We start from the raw sequence: 17,021 nt of genomic DNA, 5'->3' as shown, positions 1-17,021 counted from the left end.
CCTGATGGCTTGCCCCCTAACTTCACGCGTTTGTGTGTCCCGCTGTGCGGTTGCGCCGCATGAAAGCGGGGCTGTCTGCCACGTTTGGCGCCCGCGTTTCCGTCAGTATCGGTGACGAAATCGTTGGGGCGCCTCTCGTGTCGCGCAGGTTCGTCTATTTTCTGGTGCTGTGCTTCATCTGGGGCTCGACCTGGATACCGGCCAAGCTGGCGCTGTCCGCGGTTCCGCCGGTGCTGCTCGCGGGCATCCGCTTCGTGCCGGCCGGATTGCTGCTGCTCGTCATCGCCGCGGCGAAGGGCAACACACGCATTGCCCGCAAGGATTGGCTGCGTCTGGGCGTGGTCGGCCTTCTCACCACCACGATCAGCTACGCCTTGATGTTCTGGGCGATGCAGTTCATCCGCACCGGCTTCGCGGCGGTGGTCGATTTCACCGTGGTGCCGGTGTTCCTGCTCGCCTTCGCCGTGATCGCGGGCGAGGAGGCCTTTCACTGGCGCCAGGCGATGGCCATCGCGCTCGGCATTGTCGGTCTCTTGTTCCTGTTCCTGCCGTCGCTGCACGTCGGTTCGAACATGACCGAGTTCGGCGCCGCGCTGGTCGTCATCCTGAGCGTCGCGACCTATTGCTGGGGATCGGTGCTGGCGCGGCCGTTGCTGCGAACCTATTCGAGCACGCTCGTCGCCGGTGTCTCCAATCTCGCGGGCGGCATTCTTCTTCTCGTGCTGTCGCTGGCGTTCGAACCGCGGGCGCATGAGGAACTGCAGGTGCAGCATTGGAGCTGGGCGATCTGGCTGTCGTGGGCCTATCTGTTCCTGCTCGGCACCGTGATCGCGGCAACCATCTTCCTGGTCCTGGTGCGCGAATGGGGGCCGTCCCGCGCCGGATCGTATGCCTTCGTTTCGCCCGGCATCGCCGTCTTTCTCGGCTGGCTGGTATTCGACGAGCGTTTCGGCGTGGTGGAGGGGATCGGCATGCTCATCATGCTGACCGCGACCTATCTCGCCATCAAACGCCCCGAAGCCACCACCAAAGCGGCCGCCGAATAATCTATTCGGTAGCGAGGCGGCGCACGTCGTCCGTCAGTCCCGCCGTGTCGTTGGTATCGGTCGTGACCAGCCGGGCGCGGCCTTTGGCGTCGAACACGAACACCGCACTGGTATGCGTCACCACGTAATCCGGCGTTTTCTTCACCGTGTAGGCGACGCGGTAGCGCCGCGCCAGATCGGCGATGGCGTTGTCGGAGCCGCGCAGGCCATCCACTTGCTGCCCGAACGCCTCGGCATACTGCTTCAGCACGTCTAGCGTATCGCGATCGGGATCGACCGAGACGAACAGCACGCGCACTTTCTCCGCATCGCGTCCCAGCCGCTTCAGCACGTCCGAGATGTTCGCCAGCGTCGTCGGGCAGATGTCGGGGCAGTGGGTATAGCCGAAATAGAGCAGCACGACGCGGCCGCGATAATCGTCTTGCGAGACCTTCAGCCCATCGCTGGCGCGCACCATGCGGAACGACAGATCCGGCATCCCGCCGGTGATGTCGGTCGAATGCCAAGGCTTTTCCGGCCCGCAACCCGCGAGGCAGAGGAGGGCGGCAAGAACGGTGAATCGAAGCAGGATGCGCATGGAACCCGTTTAGCACGTTCGTGCCTCGTTTTCTGCCCCCGCGCGCGAGGCGGTTTCTCCGCTTGGCATGTAGAGCGTGGGGGAAGTCCGGCGAAGCCGGAAAGGGGGCTCCAGCACTTTTGCCAATAAGCCCCCTACGGCGCTTCGCGCCACTTCCCCCACGGTCTGCGTGCCAGTGTCGAGACGGTCGCGCCCGCGGGGGCAGAAAGGATCGGCTCACTTGTTTTGTCCGGGAGGGCTGATAGCGTCGCGCTCTAAGGAGAGCCTGTTGCACGCATCTTCCACAAACTTCGAGGTGTCGGCCGGGGATGACAGAGTAGGGTGGCTCTCCTATGTCGCGCTGCTGGTCGTCGGGGCGGCGCTCGACGTGGTTTGCACGCGGTTTCCGGCCGATCTGCCGTCCTTCTTCCCGTGGGAATTTTCCTGGCCGGTCTATCTCGCCACGGCGCTGACGCTCGCCTGGTTCTTCCGCGGCCTTAAGCGGGTTTCCCCAGCGGAATGCCCGGCGACCTGGCGCAACGCGCTGTTTCTCATCGGCATAATCGGCAACTACGTCGTCTTGCAGACCCATATCGACTATCTCGCCCAGCATATGTTCTTCGTCCACCGCTGGGCGCATTTCTGGCTGCATCACACCGGCGGCATGCTGATCGCGTTCGGCATGAGCGGTCCCGTCCTGCGCGCCGGCATGCCCGCGTTCCTCCGTCCCATGCTCGACGCGAAGCCGGTGCGCCGCACGCTCGACCTGTTGCAGCACAAGGCGGTGGCGCCGGTGCTGTTCGTCGGCCTGTTGTATTTCTGGCTGATCCCCGAACTGCACACTCGCGTGATGCTCGACCGCACACTATACGACGTGATGAACTGGACCATGACGATCAACGGCATCATGTTCTGGAGCCTGATCGTCGATCCGCGCCCCGCACCGCCTGCGCGGCTTTCGACGTTATGGCGCGCGCTCGCCATCCTTATCATCGAACTGCCGCAGATGGTGCTCGGCGCCGTGCTGTCGCTGTCGGAGCGGGACTATTACCCCGTCTACAACATCTGCGGCCGCGTCTTCGACATGACGCCGTTGAACGACCAGCATTACGGCGGCCTCATCATCTGGCTCCCCGGCACCATGATGAGCTTCTTCGCCATGATCGTGGTGCTGGTGGTGATGCGGAAAAATGAGGAAACAAAATGACAGCCATAGACTAAAGACTACATCTACTGGCCTAGTTCTTTTCGGGAAATTTCGGCCGAGGAACTTGCTGAGAGCTAAAGAGACGTACAGGACTCTCCGCTGCGAACGAAATCACGAAAGTAGAATTACCGTTAGCAGGACGAATTGCGACCCACTCGTCCTTCAGTTCTTGCTCGCTGAACGGGACCTGGACGTCGGGAGTTTCCCCACTGCTATCGATTAGGAAGTCGCGCCGCTGAATGTCCATAATTTTGTAGTCGTTGGCGAAAATCTGAATGCTCTCGATTTTCTCAGCGAGGCTTCTGTTTGCATGAAAAATGAGCCACCCACCATCTAGATCAAGCATCCGAATGGTTGGTGGGAGTTGGAAAATACCCCCTCGGTCGTACTTAATGAAGATCGTGGAAACAGTGGCTTGGCCAATGCCTCCGCCAGAAGAGAGGAGCCTCCATTTGAACTCGCTATCTTCTTTTGGTGCCGCTTCCGCAGCAGCCTTGCTGTCTCCGGCGCCTTGATCGATCTCCTCCAACACTTCTATCCATTCGCCAAAGGATTGGCCGGACCCGATTCCTGGTGGATCGAGAAGATAGTTCAGCTTTGTATCTGGACGCATCCTGTTAGTCCGATCCGATGCTCCAAAGTGAATGCAAAAAATACCTCTGACAATATTTCGGCGCACGAACGTGCAAAACAGGCGAAAATGGCCAATTTCGGTGGCATCGTAAGAGCGGTTTAGGTCGCATCGGACACTAAATAAATCGAGGTCATCAGTAGCCTCGTGTCTAAAAAGAATTTGAGCTATTGCTGTTTCAAGTCTGCCAAAACCCGCGGAAATAAGCCCCTGGATGCCGTCGCCCCATCTTGCAAAAAATGTTGCCTGTTCCGCTTGGGAGAGAGGGATGCCTAAGTATTGAAACCGCGCAGCCAAACCGTCCGCATTGTCTAAGACGATTCTCATGCGCTCACGATCAAATATATCGACGACTGCAAACCCCGCGTGTAATCCAGATCGCGTGAGTTGTTCAATTTCACCGATAGTGAAGCGCACATTTGTGAAGAAAACAAAGACCTTAGGGCGAGGGGATTGATCTAGCGCACGCTTTACGTCATCGCCGAATTTATTTCGAATTCGTGTCTTCTGTGTTCGCGAGTCATTTGCCTGATTAACAAAACCAACTGCAGCAAATGCGTCAAATTCATTCTGATAACGAGCCTCTATGTCTCTCCCATTGTCCGGCCCGCCTGCTGGATGTCGCGGCAGTACATTTGAAAAACGTTTGTCTAGAGCAAGTAACGCAAGACACATTCGTTCTCGAGCCAACTGGTTTGTGTCGAGATAGCTCTTTAGTTTTTCGTCGGTGTCGTAAGCCAATGTGCCCCCCCATCGGAATGACGACGGTGTCTTCCCGCAAAGACCAGTCTAGGCGAGTCGAATATGGGGAGAAAAGCTTACTTAATACCCCGCCGCTTCGCCGTCTTTGCGCATCTCCGACGCGCCCCAATAGACGTGGTTCTTGGCGTCCCACAGGATCGCCTGATAGCCGCCGAAAGCGCCGCTGCCGGGCGCGATCGTGTAGCCGCGCTTCTTCAGCTCCGCGATGGTTGCGGGCGAGAACCCGCTTTCCACTTCCACCGTGCCGATGCCTTCGGATTTTTCGCCGGTGGGTTCGGCCGTGCCGAAATGGCGCCAGCGCGCGGCGTCGCCCGCTTCCTGCACGTTCATGCCGAAGTCGATGATGTTGGTGAGCACCTGCACATGACCTTGCGGCTGCATATCGCCGCCCATCAGGCCGAAGCTCAGGAACGGCGCGCCGTCCTTCATCACGAACGCCGGGATGATGGTGTGGAACGGCCGTTTGCCGGGGGCGTAGACGTTCGCCGCCTTGGGATCGAGGCTGAACAATTCGCCGCGATCCTGGAACATGAAGCCGAGCCCGTCGGCGACGAGGCCGGAGCCCATGCCGCGATAATTCGACTGGATCAGCGACACCATCATGCCGTCCTTGTCGGCGACGGTGAGGTAGGTGGTGTCGCCGTCGAAGAGCCGCGGATCGCCGGGGCCGAGGTTCGGATTGGCTTTGTCCGCCGCGATCAGCTTGCGCCGCGCTTCGGCATATTTTTCGCTCAGCAGTCCCTTCACCGGTACCTTGGCGAACTTGGGATCGGCGTACCATTTGGCCAGATCCTCGAACGCCAGCCGCTTGGATTCCAAGAGCAGCGTCAGCGTTTCCGGCGTACCCCAGCCGCTCTTTTGCAGGTCGTAGCCCTTCAGCACCTGCAGCATTTGAAGCGCCGCCATGCCTTGGCCGTTGGGCGGCAGTTCGTAGACGTCGTAGCCACGATAGTTCACCGAAACCGGCGTCACCCATTCGCCGTGATGGCCGGCGAAATCGGCGTAGCGCAGGTCGCCGCCGATGCGCTGGAAATAGGCGTCCATCGTCTTCGCGATCTCGCCTTTGTAGAACGCATCGCGCCCGCCCGCGGCGATCTTCTCGTAGGTCCGCGCCAGATCGGGGTTCTTGAAAATCTCGCCTTGCGCCGGGGCATGGCCGCCGTTCGCATCCGCGATCAGATAAGTGTGTTTGGCGTTGTCGAATTCTTCGAGCAGGCCGCGCCGCTTTTCGAACGAGGCCATATTGCCTTTCCAGTACGCCGCCGCGAGCTGCGCCACCGGAAAGCCGTCCTTGGCATAGCCGATCGCGGGCGCCAGCACGTCGGTCATCGGCAGCTTGCCGAAGCGGTCGTGCAGGGAGAACCACGCATCCACCGTGCCGGGCACCGAAACGGGCAGGGTGCCGACTGGCGGAATGTGCGCGGCATACGGCATTCCCGCGCGCTTGTAGGCCGCCGCGATTTCCGCCTTCAGCTTTTTCAGGTCGCGCCCCTGCGGCGAGCGGCCGGAGCCGTTATAGCCGTAAAGCTGCTTGGTCTTGGGGTCCCAGACGATGACGAAGCAATCGCCGCCGATGCCGTCGAGCACCGGCTGCATCAGCCCGAGCGCCGCGTTGGCCGCGATCGCCGCGTCGATGGCGCTGCCGCCCTTTTTCAGCACGTCGAGTGCGATCTGCGTCGCCAGCGGATTTTCGGTCGCCGCGATGCCGTGCTGGGCGAGAACCGGCGCCCGGCCGGCCCAGGGCTCTCCGGCGTAGCGGTCGCCGCGGCCGGTCTCTGCGAATGCAAGCCCGATCACCGCCGCCGCGGCCAGCGCGACGGCCATCCCCCGTTTCAGCACGGAATTACTCCCCGTTCGGCCGATCACTCCCAGTTGGGAACATGGCAGCTCGGCAGGCCCTTCTTCTCGAAGTAACGCTGGTGATAGTCCTCGGCGCGCCAGAAGGTCGGCGCCGGCTCGATGGTGGTCACGATCGGCCGCTTGAACTTGCCCGACTTGTCGTAGAAGTCCTTTTTCGCGCGCGCGATGCGTTCCTGCTCGTCGCCATGGGTAAAGATGACCGAACGGTACTGTGTGCCTTCGTCCGGTCCCTGGCGATTTAACGTCGTCGGGTCGTGGTTCTGGAAGAAGACGTCCACAAGTTTCTCATAGGAAACCTTGGCCGGGTCGAAGCTGACTTCCACCACTTCGGCGTGCCCCGTCTCGTCGCTGCAAACGTCCTGGTAGGTGGGGTTGTTCATGCAGCCGCCGGCATAGCCGCAGACCGCGTCGACGACGCCCGGCACCTCCCGGAAGAAGGATTCGACACCCCAAAAACACCCTGCGCCGAACGTGGCTTTTTCCATGAAACGCCTCCAGTGAACGGACACATTACAGTAACAAAATGCGGCTGGGCGAGGCGTTTTTTTGACTATGCCCAGGCGCTAGGCTATCCCGACGCGATTCCAGGACGGCCCGCCCATGCCCAACATTCTCCGTGAGACCCATTTCGACAATCTCGGCACCCTCAAGACCGGCAAGGTGCGGGACATCTATTTCCAGCCCGACAAGCTGATCCTGGTGGCGACCGACCGGCATTCCTCGTTCGACCGCATCATCGCCCATATCCCGAACAAGGGCGCGGTGCTGAACCTGTCGAGCGCCTACTGGTTCCGCCAGACCGCGGACATCGTTCCCAATCACGTGATCGCGACGCCCGATCCGAACGTCACCGTGGCCAAGCGCGTCAAGCCGCTGGCGGTGGAGGCGGTGGTGCGCGGCTATCTCACCGGCACGACGTCGACCTCGATCTGGACCCGCTACAGCGCCGGCGAGCGCCAGTTCGGCGGCCTCTTGCTGCCCGGCCATCTGCCGAAGAACGCGCGCCTGCCGCAGCCGATCTTCGATCCGACCACCAAGGAAGACACCCACGACCGTTCGCTGTCCCAGGACGATCTCGTAAAGGAAGGTTTCGTCAGCCGCGAGATCCTCGACAAGGTGCGGGAGACGGCGCTGGCGCTGTTCCGCCGCGGCCAGAACGTGGCGGAGCGGCACGGCCTCATTTTGGTCGACACCAAATACGAATTCGGCTTGGACGAGAACGGCACGCTGATGCTGATCGACGAAATCCACACGCCGGATTCGTCGCGCTACTGGAAGCTCGGTTCCTACGAGGAGCGTCTCGCGCACGGCGAGGAGCCGGAATATTTCGACAAGGAATTCCTGCGCATCTGGTTCCGCGACCATTGCGATCCCTACAAGGACAAGGTGCTGCCCGAAGCGCCCGCCGACATGGTGACGGAGCTATCGCGCCGATATATCGAAATCTACGAGCAGCTCACCGGCCAGAAATTCGATGTCGATGCCGACGCGCCCATCGCAGAGCGCATCGCCTCGAATTTGAAGGCGTACACGATCGGGTGAGTGCGGCGCGTCTGTGCCGATGCGACGCACCCAATACAATCGCGGTCGGTTGACGGTTCCGGACGAATCCCCGACCGTATCGGGCGATGCTGGACGCGCTTTTGGAAAAACTCGGGTCGCCGGTGCTGGATCGCTGCGCCGCTCGTATTGCTGACCATACGCGAATTCTGGAACTGGTCTCGTTCTGCGTTGGTCTCGCTGCGGTTCCGCTGATCGCCCGCCATTTCGTCTGGATCGGGCTGGCGGTGTTCGCCGCCGGGCGGCTGATCGCTGCCGTCGCCGCGCGCGCGAACAAAAGCGATCTCGCGGACATCTATCGTACGGTGGCGTACGCGGCGTTGCCGTTCGCGTTCGTGCTCGATGCACCGGTGCGGGCCTTGCCGGCGGTGTTCCTGATGTTCGGACTCGCCGCCAACGGCGCGGTTGCCGTGAAGTTCGGCCGTTCGTTGGTCGGCGCGGCGGAATTGCTGATCCTGTTCGTTCTCGCGAGTGCGTTCCCGGCCTGGTTCGGTTTGATCGCCTATGCGGGCGGCGTGTTGTGTTTTGTCGCGGCGGGCGTCGAGGCGTCCAGGAGGATCTGATGAAAGTGGTGGTGGTCGGGGCCGGCGTTGCCGGGCTCGGGATCGGATGGAAACTCGCGCGCGCCGGCGTTTCGGTGACGGTGCTGGAGCGGGCGCACATCGGCAACGGAGCCACCACCGCGTCCGCCGGAATGATCGCGGCCGCGGCCGAGCTTGGTGCCGCCGACACGCCGGAAGCCGCTCTTGCGCGCAGCGCCAAGGCGTTGTGGCCCGCGTTCCGCGATGCGCTGCAGAAAGAATCCAAGATCGACATCGGCTACCGCAGCGAGGGCGCGCTGCTGGTGCGCACCAAGGCCGATACTGCGGATCATGCCGTGCCCGGCGTCAGCGAGAAACTCGACGCCGACGAGGCGCGCGTGCTCGAACCGCTGCTGGGGCCCGATATCGCGGGAGCCGTGTTGGCGCCCGATGAGGCGGCGGTCGACAGTCCGGCGCTGTGCCGCGCCTTGGCCGTGGCGCTGGTGCGGGCGGGCGGCGAGGTGATCTCGAACGAAACCGCGGTGCGGTTCGAATGGGACGGTACCCGCGTCACCGGTATCGCGACGCCGTTCACCGTGCATCACGCCGATGCGTTCGTGCTGGCGATGGGCGCGTGGTCGTCGCGCATCGAAGGTCTGCCGCCGGATGCCGTACCGCGCATCGTGCCGGTGAAAGGCGAGATTGCCGTGCTGGAGCCGCCGCCCGGCGTTTCGCTGCCGCGCCACATCGTCTGGGGCAACGGCATCTACCTCGTGCCGCGCGGTCGCCGGCTTATCGTCGGCGCCACCATGGAGGAGGCCGGCTTCGACACCAGTCTCACCCAGTCCGCGATGCGCTGGCTGTACCGCCAGTCTACCGGCCTGATGCCGTCGCTCAAGGATTGGCGGTTGGCCGAGCATTGGGCGGGTTTGCGTCCCGCCTCGTCCGACCGCCTGCCGCTGCTGGGACCGGCGGCGGTGGAGGGGCTTTACGTGGCGAGCGGCCAGTTTCGAAACGGCATCCTGTTTGCACCGGCCGTAGCTGAAATACTGTCGCGTCTCATTTTGGAGCGCACGCCGGTGGACCCGGCGTTCGACCCGCGGCGGTTGGGGCCGAGCATGCCGATCGCGGAGACACCGCACCGGGATGTTCCTTCCGAGGCTGACACATGGCGCATGGGGTCCTGATTGCGGCGTTTTTGCTGGTTCTGATCGGCAGCGAGCTGGCAGTCCGGGGCGGCGTCGGCCTGGCGCGCTGGTTCGATGTGCCGCCGCTGGTCACCGGTATTCTGGTGGTTGCGGTGCTGACCGTGGCGCCCGAGCTTTTCGTGACCTTCCGCGCGGTGACCATGGGGCGTCCCGAAATGGCGCTCGGCGGCCTGATCGGGTCGAACATTCTCAACTTGCTGTTCGTGATGGGGCTGGGAGCCTTGATCCATCCGATGGCGTCGCCGCCCAAGGTGGTGTTTCGCGACGGCGGCGCGCTGCTGCTGGCGGCGCTCGGGTTGATCGGCTGTGCCTTGGCCGGCGGCGTGAGCCGCGTGGCGGGCGCCCTCATGCTGGCCGCCTTTGCCGGTTACGTCGTGCTCGTGTTCGCCACCGACTGGCGCCGCGCGCCGGAGCATTCGGTGCCGCTGGCGCGAGCGCTGTTCCGTTCCGAAGGTCCGATGCCGTCCACCACCGGGTCGTTCGTCGTGCTGGTCCTCGGTTTCATTATGATTGCGCTGGGCGCGCATCTTGGTGTCGTCGGCGCAATCAATTTCGCGGCCGAACTCGGCTGGAGCGAAACCACCATCGGGCTGATCGTCATTTCTGCCGGTTTGTCGTCGCCCAAGTTGCTGCTCACGCTGTGGTCGGCCGTGCGTGGTCACACATCTGTTGCCGTCGGCCAACTCGCCGGTGCCGGCGTCTTCAGCTTTACACTGGTGCTTGGCCTGATTGCGTTGTTCTGGCCGATGGCGTTCCCGGCCGCCTTGGCGTCCCGCGACGTTTATATCCTGGCGGCGATCGCGCTGGTTCTGATGCCGCTTTTGGCGATGCGCTGGCGGCTGTCGCGGCCACGTGGCATTTTGCTGATCCTGGCGTACGGGTGCTATCTTGCATTCGTGCTTTGGCGGCAAGGACTGCCGCTGCCATGGGAATTCTAGTGAGCCATGTCCGAATTCGTTCTCGATGAGCGTCTGGCCGCTGCGGGCGTCCATGCGTTCGATTTGCCGTTGTCGCGTGTCCTGGTTTTGAACGATGCGCGCTTCCCGCGCCTGATCCTGGTGCCGCGCCGTCCCGGATTGGTCGAGATATTCGACGTCGATCCCGCCGACCGCGTGATGCTGACCGAGGAAATCGCCATCGCGAGCGGCGAGCTGAAAGCACTGACCCGCTGCCACAAGATCAACGTCATGGCGCTCGGCAATATGGTGCCGCAGTTTCACATCCACATCATCGCCCGCAATCCCGGCGACGCCTGCTGGCCCGGCCCCGTCGCCGGCGATCAGGTGCCCTATGAGCCGGGCGCGCTTGAAGAATTTGTGCAGCGCGTCGCGACGATGTTTTGACGGCTTGCTCCACCTGTCATCCCGGACGCGCCCGCCTCGCTTTTGATCCACCAAAAAGGGGCGCGATCCGGGACCTACTCGGACACAATCCAGATGTCGAAGTGGTTCCCGGATCGCGCCAGAATGCCAAGCGGAAAAATCTCCGTGGCGCGTCCGGGATGACAACCATTGGCGCAATCCCATCTTTTCTGCCCTCCACGGGCGCAAGGTTTTTCACACCGGCACTAGGACCGTGGGGGGAAGTGTCTGCGAAGCAGACGAAGGGGGGGGGCGCCCTTGCGCGAGATAATCCCCCCTTCGCTTCGCTACGCTCAGCACTTCCCCCCGCGGTCCGAGTGCCAACGCAAAATTCGTCGCGCCCGCGTGGGGCGGAAAAGAACGGTGCAGTCTCTTCGCGTACGTTTTCTTCCCTCCACGAGCGCACCCCTTCTGTCATCCCCGGCCGAGTAATCCGAGCGTAGCGAAGGATGCGAGGGGAAGGGGACCCAGGAGCTCAAGCACATTCGACGAAGAAGAACGAGCGAAGATCATCACCAGCAACGTGCCATTGTCACGACCTGGGTCCCCTTCCCGTCGCTGCGCTGCGCTTGCTCCGCCGGGGATGACAGAAGGGGGGCTGCGCGCGCGTCGTTCACCAATTCATCATTGTGACGCGTTTCATTCGTCCATCTTGCGGAAATTATTGCGGCTGCGTCGCGCAACTAGGTGCAGAAAAATAGTTTTCCTCACGTCTTGAATTGTTGGCACCGCATACCCACATCTAAACGCGGTGTTTGACAATGGAGGACGGTCTTCGGCTTCGGCCTACAAATATCTGCGCAAATACAGGAGTATCGCGCCCGCACGCGCTGCAACATCCTTAGTCTCGCGAGGACACGTAAGCCCGCGTAAGACCGCTATGGCGGCAGCGGCCGCGTCACAAGGCGAACGGCTCTCGGTGAGCACTCCGCAGAATGAGACCAATGCGCCTGTCGATCGCCGCCTGACAACGGCCTCCGGAGGCGGCGGCGGGCTTGAGGCTGAAGGCGGAATTTTGCGATTCCGCCTTTGGTATATGGAGCGCTTCGCCGGCATTCCGTTTTCGGACCACGAAGCGCGACCGAAAAAGAGGGCCGCCGCGAGGCTGCCTCTTTGTTATATGGGGCAAAAACAAGCGGATGCGCGCACAACGTGCAGACGTTTAACTCTTTTTAACGAGTTTCGACGCTAGTGTTGGTCGAGACCTCTGTCGGGAGAACCCGAAATGCTGGCAGAAGCCGCAAAGGTTGCCGCCAACACCGTCGTCGCCGCTTTGCAAAAGGCGAGCGCGGCTACTGGCGTTGACTTCAACTATCTCCTCGGCACTGCGATCCGCGAATCCGGTCTCAAGGCGACGGCCAAGTCCGGCCAGTCGTCCGCGGCGGGGCTGTTCCAGTTCGTCGAGCAGACCTGGTTGTCGATGGTCAAGGACTACGGCGCCAAGTATGGGCTGGGGTCCTACGCCAATGCCATTTCCAAGACCGACGACGGGCGGTATCGCGTCGGTAACGCCGAAGACCGCAGCGCCATTCTGCGTTTGCGCAACGATCCCCAGATCAGCGCGCTTATGGCCGGCGAGTACACCAAGCTGACGCAGTCCCAGATGGAGGACAAGCTCGGGCGCAAGGTTTCGCAGGGCGAGCTCTATGCCGCCCATCTCCTCGGCCCCGGCTCGGCCTGCAAACTCATCCGCTCCAACCAGGGCGCACCGGCCAGCGCGGCCTGCGATCTGTTCCCCAAGGCAGCGGATGCCAATCCGACCATCTTCTATCACGCCGACGGCAGGCCCAAGACGGTCCGCGAAGTCTATAACTGGACGACCGGCAACTTGTTGAAAGGCGTCACGCCGACCGTCGCGACCAACGGCAAGACCGAGGTGCCGTCCGTCAGCATGGGCGCCCTCGATACCTCCACCACGGCGGCGATGATGGCCGCGCTGTGGCGGCCCCAGCACAAGAACTTCTTCTCGACCGAGGAGAGTTCGAGCACCAACGCGCCGCCCTTCGCCATGACACCGGCGATCCTCGATGTGCTGCAGACGGTTGCGCAAAAGCCCGGCAAGAAGTAAGGCCTCGCTCCTCCATCAGGGGTAGAACCTTTGCGCAGCGCCGTTGCCGCCGTATGGGCGGTCATTCTGGTTGCCTTTTTTATTCAGGCTGCGAATGGCCTGCAGACCGACTTGATCGGCCTCAAGGCCGCGTCGGTGTTTTCGACCGGCATGATCGGGTTGATGCTGGCGAGCTATTACGCCGGCTTCTCGCTGGCGCCGCTGGTCGGGCGCGCCGTGATCGGCCGTATCGGTCATGTCACGGCAGTCGTGGTGACCATGGTGGCGGCTGGCGCCGTGATCCTGGTGATGCCGCTGTTCGTCGATGCCGCGGCATGGTCGGCTTTCCGCGTGATATCGGGCTTCGCCATGTCGCTGGCCTATGTCGCGATCGAAAGCTGGATCAACGACGCCGTCCCCAACGAGGTGCGCGGCCGCACCTTCTCGCTTTACATGTTCTCGCAGTTCGTCGGGATGACGCTGGCGCAGGTGCTGTTCGGCATGGGCCGGTTCGGCAGCTATTCGCCTTACGTGCTGTCGGCGCTGCTGTTCGTGATGGCCGGCGCGCCGGTGTTGATCCTGCGCAAGGCGGCGCCGTCGGGAGTGCCCCCGAAGCCGCTCGGGATCGTGTCGCTGTTCCGCATTTCTCCCGCGGGCGCCTCCGCGACCATGCTGTCGGGCCTGTCCTGGTCGATCCTGTTCATGTTCGGACCGGTCTATGCGCGTCAGATCGGATTGGATGTCGGCGGGGTCGGATTGTTCATGGGCCTCGCCGTGGCGGCGGGCGGTGTGGTGCAGGTTCCGGCCGGCTGGTTCTCCGACAGCATCGGGCGCCGTCCGGTGCTGCTGACCATCTTCGGCTGCGGCTTGGCGGCGTGCACGCTCGGGCTTGTCGCGCAGGGATCGCTGCTGTCTCTTGTCGCCGTCGCACTGGTGGGCGGCTTCGTTTTTCCCGTCTATGCGATCGCGGCCGCGACCGTGAACGACGGCGTGGCGCAAGAGACGAGGGTGGCGGCAGCGTCCGGTCTGGTGTTGCTGTTCGGTCTGGGCTCGATCTTCGGGCCGCTCCTGTGCGGCTGGATCATGACCGCGGTGGGCCTGTCCGGCTTCTACGGCTTGCTGGCGGCGAGCATGGCGGCCGGGATCGCGGTGGTAGCGTTCTTGCGCACCCGCTGAGCCGTTGGCGTTCAGGGCTGCTTGAACGACGCTTGCGCGATGGTCTTGAGCACGCGGCCTTCCAGCTCTTCAGCGAGCGTCAGCGCGATGCGGTTCGAGATATCCTTGATGCGGTCGCGATGGATCACGTGGATGGCGTCGACATGGGCGGCCACCAGCGGCAAGGGCGCGGCTTCCCACGACTGCATGCCGTCCATCAGTTTCGCGAGCGAAGCGGCGACGCGCGCGATCAGCGGATATTCGAAGGTGGTGGCTTGACCCTTGAGGTCGTGCGCGGCCCGGAACAGCGCGCCGGCGTTTTCCGCTGTGGGCGCCTTGGCGAAAACGGCAAATGTTTTGGCCAGTGTCGCGATGTCCTCGGCGAGCCAGTCGGAGAATTCCCGGCGCAGGCCTTCCATCGCTTTTTCGCCGCTCTTCAGCACTTCGGGATCGACCGTCAACGTGCCGCTGGCCGAACCCGCTTTCGCCTTGAGCGAAATCGGCGGCATGAAGATCTGGGCTTTCTCGGTAATGGCCATGATGATCCTGGTGTGCGCCTCAATCGACGAATGTTGGTTCTTTGCGCCGCTCGGGTCCGGCATAGGCCGTCAGGGCGCGGCGCCTGCGGCATGGCCCGAAATATGTCTTCGTACGGATGAAGGGCCGCGGATGTTCGACGACGTTGACCAGCCGCGACAGGATCGCCTTGACCGTTACGGGTTTGGCGAGGAATTCGTTGACCCCGGCATCGCGGGCCTGACGGACATGTTCGACATGGGTGTGTCCGGTCAGCATGATGATCGGCACGTAGACGTTGGGCGAGCGCGGCGAGTTGCGGACCAGGCGGGCGAATTCGAGGCCGGTCATGCCGTCCATCTGCCAGTCGAGGACGATAATGTCGGGATTGGTGTCGCGCAGCGCCCGCCAGGCGTGTTCGCCGTCCGCCGCTTCGAAAAGATCGCGCACGCCGACGGCTTGCAGCACGGCAACGACCAGCTTGCGCATGTGCTGGTTATCGTCGACTACGAGAATTCGTAGTTTATCGAACCGTAGGCCGTCCATGTACCCCCGCCCGCTTCTCGGGCCGAAGGCGAGCCTACGTATTCGGGCTTAAGTTTCGATGAAATCCGCGGTTTCTAGTCGAGGAATTGCTCGGTAAGTATACGCTCGTCAAGGTTGCGGCCGGCCTCGTAGAGCATGACCATCGACACCGAATGATCCTCGGCGACGTCGACCGACATGATGTTCCGGACCTCGAGACCGTCGGCCACCGCGCTGACGGGACGCTTCTCCACTTCCAGGGCCTCGAAGCGGACTTTGGCGCGATGAGGCAAGAGGGCGCCGCGCCAGCGCCGGGGCCGGAAGGCGCTGATCGGGGTCAGGGCGAGCAGGGCGGAGTCGATCGGCAGGATCGGCCCATGTGCCGACAGGTTGTAGGCAGTCGACCCCACCGGCGTGGAGACCAGGGCGCCATCGCAGATCAGCTCGGAGATGCGCACCTTGCCGTCGACCAGGATCCGCAGTTTGGTAGCCTGTCGGGTTTGCCGTAGCAGGGACACCTCGTTGAAAGCGAGGCCGTCGATGCAGGCGTCGGCCGTCATGGCGCGCATTCGCAAGGGGTTGATGACCGCCCGTTCGGCCTTGGCCAGGCGTTCGGGCAGATCGGCCTCGTTGTACTCGTTCATCAGGAAGCCGACGCTGCCGAGGTTCATGCCGTAGATCGGTTTGTCCTGGCCGAGATAGGTATGCAGCGTCTGCAGCATGAAGCCGTCGCCGCCGAGTGCCACGATGACTTCGGCCTTTTCCGGCCCGGCGTCGTCGTATTGCTGGCGTAGATTGGTGAGGGCGGATTGGGCCTCCGGAACCGCGGTGGCCACGAAATGCAGGCGCATGGGTATAAAGCCCCCTGTCATCGACGCCGGACGGCGTGAGCAGTGCGATGCTCGATCATGGCGGGACACTAGCAGGTGAGGCGGGGGGCTTTCAGCCTTTTTTCGCCATCGCCTGGAGTTCCTCGTAGGCGGCTGTCTTGGTGTAGGTGGAGAAAGCGCCGTCGACGATCTGCATATCGGCTGCCGTTAGGACCGGCTTCATCAGGCGCGCCTGACGGGACAGCTTGAACACCGTGGCGAAGACGCAGCGGTCGATTCCGACGGCGCGGCAGGCCAGCGCGACCGGCTTGGGGCCCCGCTCGTAGAGGGTCCGCCGGGTTTCGTGCAGCGGCAGGTCGAGCAGTTTGGCGAAGGCGAGGTCGAAGATGTCGATCTGACCTTGATGCAGTACGCGGAGCAGGAAACCCGCCCTGAGCTGCCCGGCGGTATAGAGCTTCTCGACCAGCTTTTGGGCGCTCTCGGTCGGCGTCGGGCGCGGTGCAGACGGTCCGCTGTTGAGGCTGTGTTCGGCGGAGGCCATCGCGGCATCGAGTTTAGCGTGTTCGATGGGGTAATTGCGCACGATGTAAGTCTTCAGGACATCCGACACCCAGCCGCACATCTTGGTCGCCAAAACCGGTGGCAGGTCCTGCCGGTGCACGATCGGCTCCTGCAAGGCGACGAACTTGCGCGACTTGTCGACCAGGACTTCGTAGGTGGCGCCGGAAATCCGTGCCGTGGCATTGCGCACCAGCGTGACGAGGACGGTTTCGTTCTCGCTCTCGGCCAGCGCGGCCGAGACGGTCTCGCCGATATGGGGACGGGCGGCGACGGCCTCCTGATGACCGACATCGCTTTCGGCGATTAGCCGCAGCATGTCTTCGTCGGTCAAAAGCGGGCTGCGCAGGATAACGGGGCGGGCGACCTCGATGCGGTCGTCGGCCAGGAGGAGAATGAGATCGGTCGGGGCCGAGGTATCTTCGGCCAGCCGTTCGGCCAGGGCGATCCGGATCGCCATCTCGACGTCGCGCGTCAACCGCTGCAGGATCTCCCGCATCAGGTCTTTTTCGCGGTTATTCAGGTGGTTGCCCTGGACGCGGTAAAGCGATGCCACCGCCAGATAGATTTCTTCCCTGGTAGTGTCTTGTGGGTTTGCGGCAAGCTGAGCCAAACGGCCCATGTCGCTCATATCTCTGGCTGTCAGTCCCACGTCTGTCGCCTCGCCCCAATTCGCCG

Annotated in this window: 18 protein-coding genes; 10 read left to right on the top strand and 8 right to left on the bottom strand. The window is 62.8% G+C overall.

What is annotated here, in order from left to right; genetic code table 11:
• Positions 1-137: 137 nt before the first annotated feature.
• Positions 138-1,046, top strand: coding sequence for an EamA family transporter (locus tag FHS84_RS10975; RefSeq protein WP_166934091.1), 909 nt, complete (start codon positions 138-140; stop codon positions 1,044-1,046).
• Between the two features lies 1 nt (position 1,047).
• On the opposite strand, the gene FHS84_RS10970 is transcribed toward FHS84_RS10975, so the two are convergent.
• Positions 1,048-1,623, bottom strand: coding sequence for an SCO family protein (locus FHS84_RS10970; protein ID WP_166934089.1), 576 nt, complete (start codon positions 1,621-1,623; stop codon positions 1,048-1,050).
• Positions 1,624-1,891: 268 nt separating this feature from the next.
• Here FHS84_RS10970 and FHS84_RS10965 point away from each other — a divergent pair, with 268 nt between their 5' ends.
• A complete protein-coding gene (locus tag FHS84_RS10965; protein WP_166934087.1) occupies positions 1,892-2,809 on the top strand; it encodes a cytochrome c oxidase assembly protein in 918 nt (305 codons plus the stop codon).
• Between the two features lie 31 nt (positions 2,810-2,840).
• Here FHS84_RS10965 and FHS84_RS10960 read toward each other — a convergent pair whose 3' ends face one another.
• The 3 genes from FHS84_RS10960 to msrA form a co-directional block, all read right to left on the bottom strand.
• Positions 2,841-4,181 carry a hypothetical protein gene (locus tag FHS84_RS10960; RefSeq protein WP_166934085.1) on the bottom strand — a complete coding sequence of 447 codons (1,341 nt, stop codon included), beginning with the start codon at positions 4,179-4,181 and terminating at the stop codon, positions 2,841-2,843.
• 81 nt (positions 4,182-4,262) lie between these two features.
• Entirely contained in the window at positions 4,263-6,026 is a 1,764-nt protein-coding gene (gene ggt / locus FHS84_RS10955; protein WP_166934658.1) for a gamma-glutamyltransferase, read from the bottom strand.
• 38 nt (positions 6,027-6,064) lie between these two features.
• Positions 6,065-6,547, bottom strand: coding sequence for a peptide-methionine (S)-S-oxide reductase MsrA (gene msrA / locus FHS84_RS10950; RefSeq protein ID WP_166934083.1), 483 nt, complete (start codon positions 6,545-6,547; stop codon positions 6,065-6,067).
• A 115-nt stretch (positions 6,548-6,662) separates the two neighbouring features.
• Here msrA and FHS84_RS10945 point away from each other — a divergent pair, with 115 nt between their 5' ends.
• From FHS84_RS10945 to FHS84_RS10910, 8 genes are all read left to right on the top strand, one after another.
• Positions 6,663-7,604 carry a phosphoribosylaminoimidazolesuccinocarboxamide synthase gene (locus tag FHS84_RS10945; RefSeq protein ID WP_166934081.1) on the top strand — a complete coding sequence of 314 codons (942 nt, stop codon included), beginning with the start codon at positions 6,663-6,665 and terminating at the stop codon, positions 7,602-7,604.
• A gap of 101 nt (positions 7,605-7,705) precedes the next feature.
• Positions 7,706-8,185 carry a hypothetical protein gene (locus FHS84_RS10940; protein WP_166934079.1) on the top strand — a complete coding sequence of 160 codons (480 nt, stop codon included), beginning with the start codon at positions 7,706-7,708 and terminating at the stop codon, positions 8,183-8,185.
• Complete coding sequence (gene thiO / locus FHS84_RS10935; RefSeq protein ID WP_166934077.1) at positions 8,185-9,330, top strand: glycine oxidase ThiO; 1,146 nt, start codon at positions 8,185-8,187, stop codon at positions 9,328-9,330. Before FHS84_RS10940 ends, thiO begins: the two co-directional genes overlap by 1 nt.
• On the top strand, positions 9,312-10,289 hold the full coding sequence (locus FHS84_RS10930) for a sodium:calcium antiporter (RefSeq protein WP_166934075.1): 978 nt from the start codon (positions 9,312-9,314) through the stop codon (positions 10,287-10,289). The genes thiO and FHS84_RS10930 overlap by 19 nt, the downstream gene beginning before the upstream one ends.
• A 6-nt stretch (positions 10,290-10,295) precedes the next feature.
• Positions 10,296-10,694 carry an HIT domain-containing protein gene (locus FHS84_RS10925; protein ID WP_166934073.1) on the top strand — a complete coding sequence of 133 codons (399 nt, stop codon included), beginning with the start codon at positions 10,296-10,298 and terminating at the stop codon, positions 10,692-10,694.
• 898 nt (positions 10,695-11,592) lie between these two features.
• On the top strand, positions 11,593-11,904 hold the full coding sequence (locus tag FHS84_RS10920; RefSeq protein ID WP_166934071.1) for a hypothetical protein: 312 nt from the start codon (positions 11,593-11,595) through the stop codon (positions 11,902-11,904).
• A gap of 33 nt (positions 11,905-11,937) precedes the next feature.
• A complete protein-coding gene (locus tag FHS84_RS10915) occupies positions 11,938-12,780 on the top strand; it encodes a transglycosylase SLT domain-containing protein (protein WP_166934068.1) in 843 nt (280 codons plus the stop codon).
• 30 nt (positions 12,781-12,810) lie between these two features.
• The gene (locus FHS84_RS10910; RefSeq protein ID WP_166934066.1) at positions 12,811-13,935 is read left to right on the top strand and encodes an MFS transporter; all 1,125 of its coding nucleotides are present in this window, start codon (positions 12,811-12,813) and stop codon (positions 13,933-13,935) included.
• An 11-nt stretch (positions 13,936-13,946) separates the two neighbouring features.
• Here FHS84_RS10910 and FHS84_RS10905 read toward each other — a convergent pair whose 3' ends face one another.
• From FHS84_RS10905 to FHS84_RS10890, 4 genes are all read right to left on the bottom strand, one after another.
• Positions 13,947-14,453 (bottom strand): Hpt domain-containing protein, encoded by a 507-nt coding sequence (locus tag FHS84_RS10905; RefSeq protein ID WP_166934064.1) that lies wholly within the window; start codon positions 14,451-14,453, stop codon positions 13,947-13,949.
• A gap of 19 nt (positions 14,454-14,472) precedes the next feature.
• Entirely contained in the window at positions 14,473-14,976 is a 504-nt protein-coding gene (locus FHS84_RS10900; protein WP_166934062.1) for a response regulator, read from the bottom strand.
• A gap of 74 nt (positions 14,977-15,050) precedes the next feature.
• Positions 15,051-15,806: an NAD kinase gene (locus tag FHS84_RS10895; RefSeq protein WP_166934060.1), complete on the bottom strand. Its 756-nt coding sequence runs from the start codon at positions 15,804-15,806 to the stop codon at positions 15,051-15,053.
• 91 nt (positions 15,807-15,897) lie between these two features.
• The gene (locus FHS84_RS10890; protein WP_166934058.1) at positions 15,898-16,995 is read right to left on the bottom strand and encodes a DUF2336 domain-containing protein; all 1,098 of its coding nucleotides are present in this window, start codon (positions 16,993-16,995) and stop codon (positions 15,898-15,900) included.
• Positions 16,996-17,021 lie beyond the last annotated feature (26 nt).

Origin of the sequence: Rhizomicrobium electricum (assembly GCF_011762045.1) — a bacterium.
Lineage (GTDB): Bacteria > Pseudomonadota > Alphaproteobacteria > Micropepsales > Micropepsaceae > Rhizomicrobium > Rhizomicrobium electricum.
This window is presented reverse-complemented; position numbering and strand designations above follow the sequence as displayed.